9 protein-coding genes are annotated in these 14,565 nt (G+C 40.8%); 3 read left to right on the top strand and 6 right to left on the bottom strand.

The genetic code is table 11. The features are described 5' to 3' along the window. Positions 1 to 21: 21 nt before the first annotated feature. The 3 genes from lolA to lrp form a co-directional block, all read right to left on the bottom strand. A complete protein-coding gene (gene lolA / locus F0226_RS08115) occupies positions 22 to 618 on the bottom strand; it encodes an outer membrane lipoprotein chaperone LolA (RefSeq protein WP_171735173.1) in 597 nt (198 codons plus the stop codon). 110 nt (positions 619 to 728) lie between these two features. Next, the gene (locus F0226_RS08110; protein ID WP_171735172.1) at positions 729 to 3,953 is read right to left on the bottom strand and encodes a DNA translocase FtsK 4TM domain-containing protein; all 3,225 of its coding nucleotides are present in this window, start codon (positions 3,951 to 3,953) and stop codon (positions 729 to 731) included. Between the two features lie 286 nt (positions 3,954 to 4,239). Then, positions 4,240 to 4,734 (bottom strand): leucine-responsive transcriptional regulator Lrp, encoded by a 495-nt coding sequence (gene lrp / locus F0226_RS08105; protein WP_004734558.1) that lies wholly within the window; start codon positions 4,732 to 4,734, stop codon positions 4,240 to 4,242. Between the two features lie 156 nt (positions 4,735 to 4,890). On the opposite strand from lrp, the gene ald reads away from it, so the two are divergent. After that, positions 4,891 to 6,015 carry an alanine dehydrogenase gene (ald, locus tag F0226_RS08100; protein WP_137372962.1) on the top strand — a complete coding sequence of 375 codons (1,125 nt, stop codon included), beginning with the start codon at positions 4,891 to 4,893 and terminating at the stop codon, positions 6,013 to 6,015. Between the two features lie 122 nt (positions 6,016 to 6,137). Here the strand turns inward: ald and F0226_RS08095 are convergent, their stop codons facing one another. After that, positions 6,138 to 7,331: a methyltransferase gene (locus F0226_RS08095; protein WP_171735171.1), complete on the bottom strand. Its 1,194-nt coding sequence runs from the start codon at positions 7,329 to 7,331 to the stop codon at positions 6,138 to 6,140. An 80-nt stretch (positions 7,332 to 7,411) separates the two neighbouring features. Beyond that, complete coding sequence (cysB, locus tag F0226_RS08090) at positions 7,412 to 8,386, bottom strand: HTH-type transcriptional regulator CysB (protein ID WP_171735170.1); 975 nt, start codon at positions 8,384 to 8,386, stop codon at positions 7,412 to 7,414. 330 nt (positions 8,387 to 8,716) lie between these two features. Here cysB and F0226_RS08085 point away from each other — a divergent pair, with 330 nt between their 5' ends. Both F0226_RS08085 and F0226_RS08080 read left to right on the top strand, forming a co-directional pair. After that, positions 8,717 to 9,481, top strand: a complete 765-nt coding sequence (locus F0226_RS08085; RefSeq protein WP_171735169.1) for a DNA repair protein — start codon at positions 8,717 to 8,719, stop codon at positions 9,479 to 9,481. 96 nt (positions 9,482 to 9,577) lie between these two features. Beyond that, positions 9,578 to 10,351: a tRNA isopentenyl-2-thiomethyl-A-37 hydroxylase MiaE gene (locus F0226_RS08080; protein ID WP_171735168.1), complete on the top strand. Its 774-nt coding sequence runs from the start codon at positions 9,578 to 9,580 to the stop codon at positions 10,349 to 10,351. An 88-nt stretch (positions 10,352 to 10,439) separates the two neighbouring features. On the opposite strand, the gene F0226_RS08075 is transcribed toward F0226_RS08080, so the two are convergent. After that, positions 10,440 to 14,558: a zinc-dependent metalloprotease gene (locus F0226_RS08075; RefSeq protein WP_171735189.1), complete on the bottom strand. Its 4,119-nt coding sequence runs from the start codon at positions 14,556 to 14,558 to the stop codon at positions 10,440 to 10,442. Between the last annotated feature and the right edge of the window lie 7 nt (positions 14,559 to 14,565).

Raw genomic sequence — 14,565 nt, 5'->3', positions numbered from 1 at the left:
TGTTCTCAACAACCCCAACTATTAGTTTCGTTGGTCATCGATTTCGACGCCGTCAGGTGCTTCGAAGGTAAAACGGTCTGTTTTTGGTGTATCTAAAGTGACATTATTAAAAACAAACTGACCTTTTTGACCATCTTGTTCTATAACATCAAAACCTTTCACAATACCTTGATCGGTAATGTGAATAAGAAAATCACCCTGATTAGAGTCAACGGCAGTTGGCGTTAATGTAAACACGTCATTTTTCTGTACAACGTTATAGTTATCCCAATCACTTGGCTTATTACGCGTTAACAAAACAAAAGGAGTTTGAGCCGTTGCTTGTTCTTGCCAATAAATACTGACCTGCTCAATGAACGGGCTGTAATACCATAGGCTTTGACCATCAGAAACTAAAAGATTTTCATCAGGGAGCGTGGTTTCCCAGCGGAATAAGCTTGGTCTTGCAATCTCAACCGTCCCTTCCCCTTCCATGACAATATCCCCGTCAGGGCTGGTTACTGTTTGTTTAAAATCGGCACTGAAACCATCATTTAATGCAAGTCGGCTATTGAGCTCTTCTTTTGGAGAGGCGAAAACTGAAAAGCTCATAAATAAAAGTGCGAATATTTTTTTCATTAATGTTCCTATAGACAATAAGTTAATGATGATAGGTCACTACCACTTGGATTTTGACCGACCTTGATAACACGAGTTCCTCGTTAACTTATTATTTTTCTGTCAAATTATTAATCTTTAGGGGGAACCGGAGCCAATACTTCACGGTTACCATTATGCCCTGGAGTACTCACTATTCCCTGTGCTTCTAGCTGCTCAACAATTCGAGCCGCTCTGTTGTAACCGATTTTAAATCTGCGCTGAACGCCTGATACTGAGCCTCGGCGTGAATGCACGACATGCTCTACCACTTGGTCAAACAATGGATCAACATCTTCATCACTTTCCATTTTTTCACCTGGAAGTAATGTTTCTGGAGTTTGGTCGCCATTGGTAATTTCATCAATATAATTTGGTTTACCTCTTGCTTTCCAATTATTTACTACGGCATGTACATCATCATCAGACGCAAACGCACCGTGTACACGAGTGGTATGGCTTGAACCCGGCGGTAAGTACAACATATCACCCATGCCAAGTAGCGACTCTGCGCCACCTTGGTCAAGAATGGTTCGTGAGTCCGTTTTAGTTGATACTGTGAAAGCAACACGAGTAGGAATATTTGCTTTAATTAGACCGGTAATAACGTCAACCGATGGACGTTGAGTTGCAAGAATAAGGTGCACACCAGCAGCACGAGCTTTCTGTGCTAATCGAGCAATCAACTCTTCAACCTTTTTACCCACCACCATGATTAAGTCCGCAAACTCATCAACGACAACGACTATATAAGGTAGTTTTTCTAGTAATGGCGCTTCAGTATCCATGCTATCCCCTTCTTTCCAAAGAGGATCATGTATTGGATGCCCAGCTTCTGCGGCCATTTTTAGTTTATCGTTGTAGCCTTTTATATTACGTACGCCAAGAGCAGACATGAGCTTATAGCGACGTTCCATTTCGCCTACACACCAACGTAAAGCGTTTGATGCATCTTTCATATCCGTTACAACTTCAGATAGTAAGTGCGGAATACCCTCATAAATCGAAAGCTCTAGCATTTTTGGGTCGATCATTATAAAGCGAACTTCTTCAGGTGAAGCTTTATATAACATGCTGAGAATCATGACATTAACGCCAACAGACTTACCAGAACCCGTTGTACCTGCCACAAGGACATGTGGCATTTTTGAAAGATCCGCAATAACCGCTTCACCAGCAATATCTTGCCCTAAAACAACGGTTGTTGGAGATGTGGCTTCTTGGAAGGCTGGGCTGCCTACAACGTCTGAAAAGAAGACCGTTTGACGACTCATATTCGGTAATTCCAGACCTACATAAGGCTTCCCTGGGATCACTTCTACAACACGAACAGCCAAAGCTGACAACGAACGGGCTAAGTCCATTGAAAGACCTGAAATTCGGCTAACTTTTACACCAGGCGCTAAATCGAGTTCAAAACGCGTAATCACTGGTCCAGGGAAAATATCAACCACATCGGCTTTGATTTTATAATCTGCTAATTTTGATTCCACTAAACGAGCGATAGCTTCCAATGCATCTCGGTCTATAAAGGTTTCTCGCTTTTCTGGATGGAACAAAAGTTCTAATGTCGGAAGCGGCTCAGCAGGCTTAGGTAGGTTCACATCTTTTTGTACTAAAAATGGGTTTTGCGTTGCTGCCATGTTTGCTTGTGCTTCTGACACAATATTTTGAAATGCAGCCACATCTTCATCTACATCTACATCTACATTCTGATCTAAATTGCTTACTTGCTGATCATCCGCAGTGACCTCTTCCCATGGTAAGTCTACCCCTTCTAAACTATTAGAAGGTGGCACTTCAGCATGATCACCTTGTTCCTTAACATCATCAGCTAAAAGCTCATCATCATAACTGAATGATTCAGAAGCCATAGTGGCTTCTTTTGTATATTGGACCTGATCAATAGCGTCACTTTCAACGGGCTCAAGAGTGGAAATAGTTGGTTCTACGTACTGTTGCCCTGGCTCTATTTGATTAGTTACTTGTTCTAATCCTTGTTCAGAAATAGCAGGCTCAAACGGAGATACATACTCTTCCTGTTCAATACCTTGCTGGAGATCCGGATCTGAGAGGCCATTACCGTTTGAACTGAAATGGTCGGTATTATCTTCTGTGCTGAATTCAGTTCCAGCACTCCCACCTATAGCAACGTCTTGTACGTATTCTTGGTAGGCATCTTGTGAGGCTTGAGCTTCAAGGTGGCTTTGTTCGGCTAAATCGTCTTCATATATCGCAGCATGTTCTAATTCTTCTATTGTTGCATTCAACTGCTTTGATCGATCTTGTTGAAGTGATTCTGTATCCGCAACAAACTCTTGAACCGTATGCGCTTCTGGCGAAGCTGAATAAATTGATTGAATGGCTTGAGATTGCTCTGCTTTAGGTTGAGATTGACTAGCTTTAGGACGCACAATAGGCTCTGATGCTTCAGATGGCATATGTATATTATATTGGCGCTTCTCAGATACAGGCTCTTCGTGATAGAAGCTATCATCAGCCGGTTCTTCAGCCTTAAAGCTCTGATCACCAAGCTCATCCTTGCTATATGAAGTATCAGGGTCGATGAACATTGGCTCTGCCATGTTTTCTTTTAATTCATTTTGTCTATCTTCATGAGGTACCTCAGCTTCTGCTTCGCGCAATTGAGGTTCTAGCACTTCTTCGCTATTGCCTCGAATTTTATTCGCTATCATTGAGAACAAGTTAATGACGCCTTCGCCTAAGCACTCAACAATACTCAGCCACGAGATACCTGTTAATAACGTGAAACCCGCGCCCCACAAAAATAGTAACACTAATGTGCTACCTAACACGTTAAGCGTGGGTAAAGCTAAGCTGGAAAGCACATCCCCGACGACCCCGCCAGATGAGAAGTACCAGATATCATCAAAATTAATATCTGCCAGCCCACAACTGGTTAAAATGAGTATAGTGAGACCAAGTAACCTTGTGCCCCAAAGCATAAAGTCTAGAGGTTCATCTTCATTTCGATTACGGAATAAAACCCAAGCTGCGATTGTCACTAAAATAGGCAAAGGGTAAGCGAGAGAGCCGAAAGTAAAGAAAAGAGTATCCGCCAGCCAAGCGCCAACATACCCACCAGCATTTTGAATGTCACCACCCCATGCGGTTTGTGACCAAGAAGGATCGGCAGGATTAAACGTGAATAATGATACAGCCAATAAAATAGAAAAAAGCACACCTATAATAAAGCTGCACTCTTTTAAACGCTGAGTACCATCTAACCGAGGAGACTGAGGCTCTTCACTCGTTTTAATGATGGTTTCGACTTTATTGTTACTCTCTTTGAACATAAACCAACTTCTGACTGAGAATTAAATATTGAATGTAATCCACTTGCTTTCATTAACAAGCTTTGAATAATCGATCTTGAAAAAGGCTCTGGTTTACTGACTGATAATCACATATGTACAGATAGTCAGCATTGATACAGAAAACTTACATCTACTCTATAAATGAAACGAACCTTTCCACTCAACTAAAACACTGTTTATTTAACCATATCATACAAAAAAACCCAATTGCAGAAAGCAAGAAAGCGGAAACTAAGTCCGCTTTCTTTCACTTCTTCAATTGGGACTAACGAGTTTTAATCACCAGCTGGTTCGTTTGCTTCACTTCTTCCATCACAACGTAAGTGCGAGTGTCGTTTACACCAGGAAGACGCAATAGCGTATCCCCTAGTAGTTTACGATAGGCACCCATGTCTGATACGCGCGTTTTCAGAAGGTAATCGAAGTCACCCGACACTAAATGACACTCTTGGATGTCATCCAGTTTTTGTACTGCAGTGTTAAATTGTTCAAATACATCTGGAGCACCACGGTTTAATGTGATCTCTACAAACACTAAAAGTGATGCATCAAGGTATTGCGGATTCAGCAATGCTGTATAGCCCGTAATGTACCCTTGACGCTCCAAACGACGAACACGTTCAAGACATGGTGTAGGAGATAGACCTACACGTTTTGAAAGTTCAACGTTTGAAATGCGACCGTCTTTTTGCAACTCATTAAGAATGTTGCGGTCAATACGATCTAGTTCCTTGGACGGCTTCTTATAATTGTCTGCCATTTTTTATTCCACCTTATTACTTCCTTGCAAAAAAATATACTACAACTTTTTAATATTCAGTACAAAATTTTATCTAAACATATCTATACTAGATATTAATTCGACAGAATTACCCTACACATAGATAATACAACCATAATTAAAAGAGGATTCAGGATGATCATTGGCGTACCTAAAGAAATCAAGAACCACGAATATCGTGTCGGTATGATTCCAGCTAGTGTGAGAGAACTAATCTCACAAGGCCACCAAGTGTTTGTCGAAACCAATGCCGGTTCAGGAATCGGTTTTTCAGACGATGATTACATCGCTGTAGGCGCATCCATTCTTCCTACTGCTGCTGACGTTTTTGCGAAAGCAGAGATGATTGTAAAGGTTAAAGAACCTCAAGCTGTCGAGCGAGCTATGCTTCGCGAAGGGCAAATATTATTTACTTATTTACACCTTGCACCAGATTTTCCACAAACGGAAGAGCTGATCAAGAGCAAAGCTGTCTGCGTAGCATATGAGACTGTAACAGATAATATGGGTCGCTTGCCACTATTAGCGCCAATGTCTGAAGTTGCTGGTCGCATGTCTATTCAAGCAGGTGCGCAAACTTTAGAAAAATCTAACGGTGGCTGTGGCTTACTGCTAGGCGGCGTCCCTGGTGTTGCCCCTGCAAAAGTGGTAGTTGTTGGTGGCGGTGTTGTGGGTGCTAATGCAGCGCGCATGGCGGTTGGCCTTCGTGCTGACGTTACAATCCTCGATCGTAACCTTGATACTCTTCGTCGTTTAGATGAAGAATTCCAAGGTCGCGCAAAAGTGGTTTATTCTACAGAAGATGCTATTGAGAAGCATGTTCTAGAAGCAGACCTAGTGATTGGTGCAGTACTAATCCCAGGTGCAGCCGCTCCTAAACTTGTTACAAAAGATCACATCGCTAAGATGAAGCCAGGTTCAGCTGTGGTTGACGTTGCTATCGACCAAGGTGGTTGTTTCGAAACTTCACACGCAACGACTCACGCAGATCCAACTTACATCGTTGATGACGTAGTTCACTACTGTGTAGCAAACATGCCTGGTGCTGTTGCTCGTACCTCTACTTTTGCTCTTAATAATGCAACACTTCCTTACATTGTTAAGTTAGCGAATAAAGGCTACCGCGAAGCGCTACTCGCTGATAAAGGTTTCCTAGAAGGTCTAAACGTTATTCACGGTAAAGTAACGTGCAAAGAAGTAGCTGAAAGCTTCGATTTAGAATACGTTGATCCAGCTGAAGCAATTGCAATGTTCAGCTAATAGTACAACACAAACAACATTCATTATTGGCGTGGAATTTTAGCTGATAATGCGATGAATGTTACAAAAGAGCCAGTAAGGTTATCCTACTGGCTCTTTCTTTTTGCAGGTTTTCAACTCGGTTACTTACGAGCGTGAATCAAAATATTTCTTGGCGTCACCGTTTTATTACAAAACTGGCTAATAGATACTTGGTAGCCTTGTTCTTGTAAATACATTCCTCGATCCAAGGCTAACCATAATTCAAGAGGTCTTCTAAACACTTGCTGAACTAAGCTCAATTTTTCCATTTCCCAAAACAAGGCTTCCCCTAGCTGTTGGTAATGTCCAAAATTAATGTGCGTTGGTAATGTGATTTCTTTCTCAGCAGCCGCCCATTGGCAAAAAGCTTTAAAACCTTCAGCCAATTGTGACTTTTTAATACTCGGAATGGGAATATATTGTTTGATGCCAACCTCTGTTTTCAACAATTGGCATAACCCAAGCCTAAACGTCATTTCAAGTTGACGGTGGCGCTTCACTCTTTCTCCACCAGTCACTGTCTCTTGTAAAGGGATCCTTAGATCACTTTTAGATAATTCGAGCTCAGATTGTTTTGCTCGCTCTGAGAGAGGAATATAATGTTCTGACTGAATAAGATGATAGCAGCATGGTGAAATACTCACTGCTGGTAAAGCATGCTGAGTAACCTTCTTTAGTAGCCCTACATGTAGATCCCCACACGCATGCAATGCCACAGCATGTTGACATGAATTAAATACATGATCTGAAGTATGAGAAAACGCATCACCTTGAACAAACTGCATATTTAGCCCTTGTTTGTCCGCTTCAGCTTGCCCACTTATGCATAAACTATTCTGCCACTCAAAGCTGGTTACTTTTTGTTGAGATTGAGAAGACAAAATTCGACCTAAAAAGCCTTTTCCCGCACACCACTCTAACCATTCAGACCCTTCATGAGCATGCAAAGCCGCTTCACCCATTGCTAAGATCTGAGTCAGCTTTCTTCCTGGTATTCCAGCATCGGCGCCCTTTGGAAGTTCTAAACCATTCAATTGAAGTTCGGGTAAAACACATAAATGTTTAATCACCTCAAGCATAGGAATGAAACATTCAATTTCTTCAATAAGATGATTAGGATTACTTTTTAATGATTGGACTGATGAAGCATCTAGCGAGTTTAACCACCCATTTAGACTTGGGTTAGCGCTACTCCAAGGAAGACTGTTCACCTGACATAAATGAAATGGATCAAGCCGCCAATATGCTTGGTAACTGGATAAAAAGGTGTCAAGTGATGTGAATTTTGATTGCATGCTTCCCCCTAATATCGCGAGATTGTAGGGGGAAGAAGTTTAAATAGGAAGAGTTAATACATGTTTACTTCGTTTGGAACTTATCTGATTGGTAAATCAATATCTTTAAACATCTCTTCAATTTCATCATTAGATTTTAATGAAATAGCTTGCTCTACCACAGGGCGAGTTAAATGAGGCGCAAAGCGTTCCATGAAGTCAAACATATAAGAGCGTAAGAAAGTACCACGCCTGAAACCAATGCTTGTAGTGCTCGCACCAAACAAATGGCTAGCATCAATTGCCACCAAATCGGTATCTTGTTCTTGGTCAATCGCCATACTGGCAATCACACCAACTCCAACTCCCATACGAACATAGGTTTTTATGACATCGGCGTCTGTCGCTGTAAATACCACTCTCGGCGTTAAGCCTACTTTATTAAACGCGGTATCAAGTTCTGAGCGACCAGTGAAGCCAAATACGTAAGTCACTAAAGAATAAGCAGCCAAATCTTCGATTGTCACCAATTTCTTCTGCGCAAGTGGGTGATCTTTAGTTACGACTATAGAGCGATTCCAGTGATAACAAGGCAACATGATTGCATCTTGATATAAATGTAATGCTTCTGTCGCAATAGCAAAGTTTGCAGTACCTTTAGCCACCGCCTCAGACATTTGGCTTGGTGTGCCTTGATGCATATGCAGGGACACTTTCGGGTAACGAGCTGTAAAACCTTTGATTACGTCAGGAAGCGCATAACGAGCTTGAGTATGAGTCGTCGAAATATTCAAGGTCCCCATCTCTGGGTGAGTATGTTCGCCGGCTACCGCTTTAATGCTTTCAACACGAGCCAGAATCTCTTGAGAGATTCTAATAATATCAATACCAGCAGGAGTAACTTGAGTTAGGTGTTTACCACTTCGCTCGAAGATTTGAATTCCAAGTTCGTCCTCTAAAAGCCTAACCTGCTTACTAATACCAGGTTGAGATGTGTATAAACTTTCCGCGGTGGCAGAAACATTCAAGTTATGATTAACGACTTCAACAATGTACTTCAGCTGCTGTAACTTCATTTTTAACCTCGTAATCCTTTACTATTTAGTGCTAGCTTATCTAAAAATAGAGCTATTTAAGCACGTCTAATATAATTATTAGTTATAACGCCTAATCCCATAAAATGATAGGGAAAAAGCACTTTTATACGACTGTTGATAAATTAATAAACAAAGGATAACTGACAATTTGCAGGCTATAGCTCATTATTAACTAATAGTTGCATTTTTTGATTATCAAATGCCTTGTTAGAAGGAATAATCAATAATTGCAATTTCTCAGTGCAGATACACAACAGGATCGTGTATCCTTTACGACTAGCTATAAAAACAATAAGCAGACACAAATATATGAATATTGGTTTAATTATCGCCTTAGTAGCCATTCTTTTGGTCTTAGTATTAGGCTATAACATCATGCTTCAATACAAAGTGAAGGTTGAAACAGCTAAGAAGCAGGAATCTTCTCGCTATCTAACCATTATTGATGGAACCGAAGAGCTCATTGGTAATGCTCATCACATGCCTTTTAGCCAAGACCTTCTCGTATGTTTAAATACGCGGATTCTTGATGCTCTGGAAAACATGTATCAGTTAGACCCAAAAAATAAGCAGCTAGCTCAGCGAATTGAAAGTGTAAAACAACAAATTACACAGCTTAAAGAAAACTACCAAGGCGGCGAAAGCACAACTTTTAAGGTGCCAAGTAGCGATAAGCAAGCAATCATGATGCTAAAACTGGTCAAGAGGCTTCGTGATACAGTTCGTAATGAACATAATAAAGGTCGTTTTGATACCCAAGCCTATGTAACAGAAAATGCACGACTTGAGACCATACAAATACGTATCAACATTGAAAATGTAATCAAGCGAGCAAACGACTCGATTGCTCGAGGTCAGCCCGGCACGGCTTTACAATTGCTTCGTAAGGGTATTGACGCTCTAAACTCAAAAAATGATACGTATTCAAATCAAGCTCGTGAGAAGCTGCAAAACATGCTCAACGATCTTGACCAAAAACGTGTTGATAAGAATGCTGAACAACTTCAACAAATTGAATCAAAAGAGCGAGATGAAGATATGGATGCTCTTTTTGGCCAGAAGAAAAAGTGGTAAATTTCGGCTAAGTCTCCCCCCCCTTTATTAAGGTCACCTGTGGTGGCCTTTTTTATTCACTCCACGCAGTGAAATATCTCAGTGTAAGTATTAACTATGACTAATGACGCGACTCAAAAACTCCTAGAACCTATTAAATCTTTCCTTCAATGTGAAACTCCTGATGAATGGGTCGATGAGGCTAAAAAGCCCGTGAATTTGAAGGTAATCCTTCTGGATCATCTTCTGTGCGAATTAAAAGCAGGTCAGTCTGCTATGTACTTGATTCGTAAATATGCAGTTGATAAAGACAGCGCAGCAACACTGTTAGAGTGGTTCAAGCCCTACGAAGAATTTGCTTATCGAAAAATAGGTAGCCTTGAAACATTAAAAGGTAAAAGTAATATTTCGAAAGCAATTATGGCTAAATCTGGCGCGCCATATAGCCAAGATTTAATCGATAAAATGGTTCTACTCATCAAAGAAGAATTGCATCACTTCTACCAAGTTCTTGAAATAATGACGGCAAGAGATATTCCTTACGAGAGCATCCCTGCGAGCCGTTATGCTAAAGGAATGCTTTCACATGTGAAAACACATGAGCCTCAAACACTAGTCGATAAGCTGATTGTGGGGGCTTATATTGAAGCTCGTTCGTGTGAACGCTTTGCTAAACTTGCCCCTCATTTAGATGAAGATATCGAAAAGTTTTATATTTCTCTTTTACGTTCAGAAGCTAGGCACTACCAAGATTACTTAGCACTTGCTCAACAAATTTCTAAAGATGATATTTCTGAGCGTGTTGCTCATTTTGGACGAGTTGAGGCTGATCTAATTACTTCTGATGACTCTGATTTTAAATTCCACAGCGGAAAACCAGCACTGACTTAGTCACTGCCTATACTGTCTGTTGAATGAAAAAAGGCTCGCAAATGCGAGCCTTATTATTTTTCATTTCTTACTATATGCCTAATGTGACTTAAAAGTCTCCGGCATTTGGTAAGCGGTCTAGTAACTCGTAGTACTTACCAGCTACTGCGCCAATATCACCAGCAACGTAAGCCTGGAGCATGTTGAAATCTTTCAACCATAGCTCTTTATCTGCATCAGAAGAAGCAGTGTAGCTTGCGTAAACATTATCTACTGCGAACATCATAGAAGTCGTGTAGTTATTAAAGATAAGTAGCATTGCATCTGTGTACGCTGCATAAGCATCAGCAACACTATGTACTGCACCACCTTGGTAAACTAAAGTATCAGCCCCAGCATCATAAACTAAATCACCAGACGCAATATTCGCGTCTCGGAAGTTATTGAACGATGTATTAAAGTTAAGGATACCAGCAGCAATATCGGTATCAATCGTTACCTTCATTGCATTGACCATAGGTGCATCGAACAGTAATACTGCATCATGATATGACTCAGGAAGTGATGTTCTGAAGCCACCCCACGCAGTATCAATATTTGTCACTATTGTTGATAGAGCAGCAGGATCATAACTATCTAAAAACACTTTTAGATCATAACCATCTGAACTTACTAGCTGATTTGCGTATTCATAAGCTAACTTATTGGCTTTCGTTGCAACAAACTTCTCACCATCAATTACGAATTCAACTTTATCACCAGCGATAAGTCCGTAGCGGTCTTGTTGCTTAGTTAATGAATCAAATTGTGCTTTACCACGAGATTTCACTTGGTAATCATTCGATTGCATTTGACGGACACCCATATTCAGGATGACATCACCTACACGCTCACGACTAATGCTTGATAAACCAAAGAAGTTATTGATACCACGAGGCATTGGAGAAAGTGACTCCATTTGCTCTGTAGTATGAAGATCTACAGTTACACCTGTTAAGCTTGTAAATGCATCACCGTTTACATCAACTAGCTCTAATGGCGTTGTTAATGGATCTTTCGCAATAATATTCGCCATAATGTCATCATATTCAGCCTTAACACCAGACAAATCTAATAATGAAGCAAAGCTCACTTCGTCGGTGTAACGGTTTGAATAACGACGCGCTAAGAAGTAACTTGCTAGCGCTTTATCAGGCCAGCTACCTAGTACAGATACCGCGTTTGACCAAGGGTAATCTGGGTCAAAGCTACCGATAGATGTTAGGAATCGACCATTTTTGGTTTCAGCGACAGCTGAATATCCAGTTTCAGCATCAGCAATAAATGCTGTAGCTTGCTCATCGAAACAGCTCGCATCTAAAAGATCGTAGCTCGCAGGTAACTGATGAGAGTTATTATTCAGTAGAGAACCTAATGCAACGACTTTTTGCTGACCAGTAGCATTCTGAATAACACACTGATGCTCAGGTGTACGTAATACATCTAAGAAGAACTCAGCAGCTTTCGTTGCACCGTATGAGTAATCACAGAACCAGCTATTCTGATCTCCACCTTCTGTACAGTAAGTCGGGTTAGCAGCTAAGCGAGATAAGAAATCACCCGGCTTATCTGTTGAACTCGTATAACCCAAGTTAGTATATAAGTTATCAATACGCTCTAGATCTTCGATCTTGTCACGGATAGATGACATTTCACGGAAGCGTCTAATCATGTAGCTTGGGTAGTCAGAACTATATAGACCATTTACGCTATATTCTGCGGCATTTCGTCTGTCATAACTATCTAGGTAGCTCTGCCATTCATAAGTAGCAATTTCTTCTAGGCTCGTACCTTCATCAAAACGGTTACAATCACTATTTAATGAAACATTGCCATCAGTACAGAATGCATAGTCTTTTCTTTGAATTTCTTGAACTTCATCTAGGTAATGAAGAACACCGTAGCGGGTTGCTTGATAGTCATCTTCATTTCCAGATAAAGCTGCAGTATCAAACTTAGAGAAATCACAGTTGTAAATAGACTTGCCTGCGTTAGCTGCATCAGTTAATTCAGCTACTGGTAGACATACCATTAATGAGTCATTGTTTGCTGAATTACCAAATCTCATCGCGAAGCTAGTGTTATATGATTCTAACTCTGCAAGATAGGCTGTATAAGCTGCTTTCAATTCATCCGATGCATCTGCCGCAGGTTCTGCAACCGGAGTTGGAGCTTGACCTGGAGAGTCTTGAATGGTTTCAACAATACGACCGTATGCAAATTTGAATGCCGCTATATCGTACAGACCCCAAGTTGGCGTTTCATCTAACATACTAGGTGCATAATCCATTGTTGAACTGTATGCAGGGACGTTGTGTAAGCCAAGTTGATGAGCTTGTTCTAATGAATAGTAGTTATCTTTATCATTAGAACCTTTGAAGTTATGGCGTAAACCTACGTTATGACCAATTTCATGCACTAAAGTATTGCTGTAAGTTGCAACAGTAATTGCATCAGCTGCCAGCTGTTGTAATTCAGTCGGTAGATATTTCCAACGCTTCAGTTCACGAGAAACTTCATTACCATCAGCATCAAGCTTTATGTTGAAGTAACGTGCATCGTCAAGGCTCAGATTATCTAACATCGCTTTGTTTGTTGAAGATACCCATGAAGCTTCGATTGGATAAGCGTTGTTTTCAGACCAGAAAGCTAAGCGGTTTTCTTCTGCTGCTACCACATCTTTAAAGTCCATTTCATCATTGAAATTATCTAATAAAACTGTTGGTGCAACACGGTGAGCTTCATTCTTAACCGCTTCATCACGGCTGACGTTTGGTGCAGACTCAGGGTTCAATGTCCCTTCAATTTTTGCTAACGCACTTAGAGTAGATAATTGCTGGATTCGAGACTGAACTTCTGAAGAAGCTGCAGCGTCACTTGGTAGCGGATCTAGTCCATCTAAGTCTAGCTGATTGCGGTTATAGAACCGTGCTAGGTTATCCCAGTAGAAAGGAACACCCGTTCGTGCAACTCCTGAGTATTGGTTAACATGCGCTTTGATGATTTCGCCTGTCATTGGGTTTGCTACTGAAGGACCATAGCCTAAAAGACCATTTGCCAAAGGCTCATCTACAAGGTTAATAATATTGTAACGTAGGTCACCAGGGTGAATCCCAGCAGGTGCTGCCGCATTAACAATTTCAAGAACAGGCATTGCCGAATCAGCCCCAAACATATTCAATGCTTGGTTCATTTTATTCACAGTTTGAATCGTCGAATCTAAGAATAACTTGTTCTTTTCTTCAAAGAAGTTATCCGTTAAGTAATACTTAATTGAGTCTTGATCTGGGTTAAAACGGTTTAGATATACAACATCGCGATCGTATTTATTTGTGATCGGGTTGATTTTTTTCGTTTCAGTTGTGAAGAAGCCAATATCATTTTCGTCACCAACAGGGTAAAGAGCAGGTTGGTAACCTTCTGTTGCAACAACACTTTCATGAACTAGAGAGTAGTAAAAACGGGATTTGAAAGCGCCATCCACCAAAGCTTCTTCTAAGCCTTTCTTAGTGCTAAAGTTGATGTAATCAGATAGCTTATCCATATCAATACGGAAAGTGCGCTCTAACTCGAAGTTAAGAACACCAGACTTGTCATCGAACTCCCAAGAGATCAACTTCGCGCCATCAGTTTCAGTTACACCATCGGTTAGGCCAAACAAATCTTCATAGTTGAATTCAGAAACTTCTAAGTCTTCTGGAGTCGGCGTGAAGTGCGTTTGAGCAGTATATGGTAAGTTTTTATCTGTATTAATTTCTTCTTCATTGGTACAGTCACCATAGCTATCTTCGTTACAACGATATGCAGCATAGTCACCAGGAATAGTTAGAACGTGCGGGAAGTTTACGGAATCATCATCACCAACAATACCAGACTCAGCACAGTAGTTGTTCTCATCAATATTTAGTGATGCGTCAGGGTAGTTTTTGTCAAAACTACGAACTTCAAGACCATTTTTTGTGTAGCATAACTCAACGTATCGACCCATACCCTGTAAAAACGGGAATTGGTTTAAAGCAAAACGTGGTGCAGCACCAGTTGTAGGTACATAGAACCATCGACCTTCTTTAAGATCTTTAACGGCTACTTCTTTTGCATCTCTTTTTTCGTATTCATAGGCTTGATCATCAGCCCCACAACCAGCCAGTACAGCAGAAACTGCTGCTGCTAGTGCAATTTTTTTAAACATCATCTTG

It is taken from the genome of Vibrio sp. 99-70-13A1, assembly GCF_013114625.1.
In the GTDB taxonomy this organism is placed as follows: domain Bacteria; phylum Pseudomonadota; class Gammaproteobacteria; order Enterobacterales; family Vibrionaceae; genus Vibrio.
Note: the sequence above shows the minus strand (reverse complement) of the source record. Positions and strands in the feature narration are given on the sequence as shown.

Excerpts from the sequence above, each read along its gene's own strand:
- lolA (WP_171735173.1), bottom strand. The coding sequence starts at position 618 with ATGAAAAAAATATTCGCACTTTTATTTATGAGCTTTTCAGTTTTCGCC.
- F0226_RS08110 (WP_171735172.1), bottom strand. The coding sequence starts at position 3,953 with ATGTTCAAAGAGAGTAACAATAAAGTCGAAACCATCATTAAAACGAGT.
- lrp (WP_004734558.1), bottom strand. The coding sequence starts at position 4,734 with ATGGCAGACAATTATAAGAAGCCGTCCAAGGAACTAGATCGTATTGAC.
- ald (WP_137372962.1), top strand. The coding sequence starts at position 4,891 with ATGATCATTGGCGTACCTAAAGAAATCAAGAACCACGAATATCGTGTC.
- F0226_RS08095 (WP_171735171.1), bottom strand. The coding sequence starts at position 7,331 with ATGCAATCAAAATTCACATCACTTGACACCTTTTTATCCAGTTACCAA.
- cysB (WP_171735170.1), bottom strand. The coding sequence starts at position 8,386 with ATGAAGTTACAGCAGCTGAAGTACATTGTTGAAGTCGTTAATCATAAC.
- F0226_RS08085 (WP_171735169.1), top strand. The coding sequence starts at position 8,717 with ATGAATATTGGTTTAATTATCGCCTTAGTAGCCATTCTTTTGGTCTTA.
- F0226_RS08080 (WP_171735168.1), top strand. The coding sequence starts at position 9,578 with ATGACTAATGACGCGACTCAAAAACTCCTAGAACCTATTAAATCTTTC.
- F0226_RS08075 (WP_171735189.1), bottom strand. The coding sequence starts at position 14,558 with ATGTTTAAAAAAATTGCACTAGCAGCAGCAGTTTCTGCTGTACTGGCT.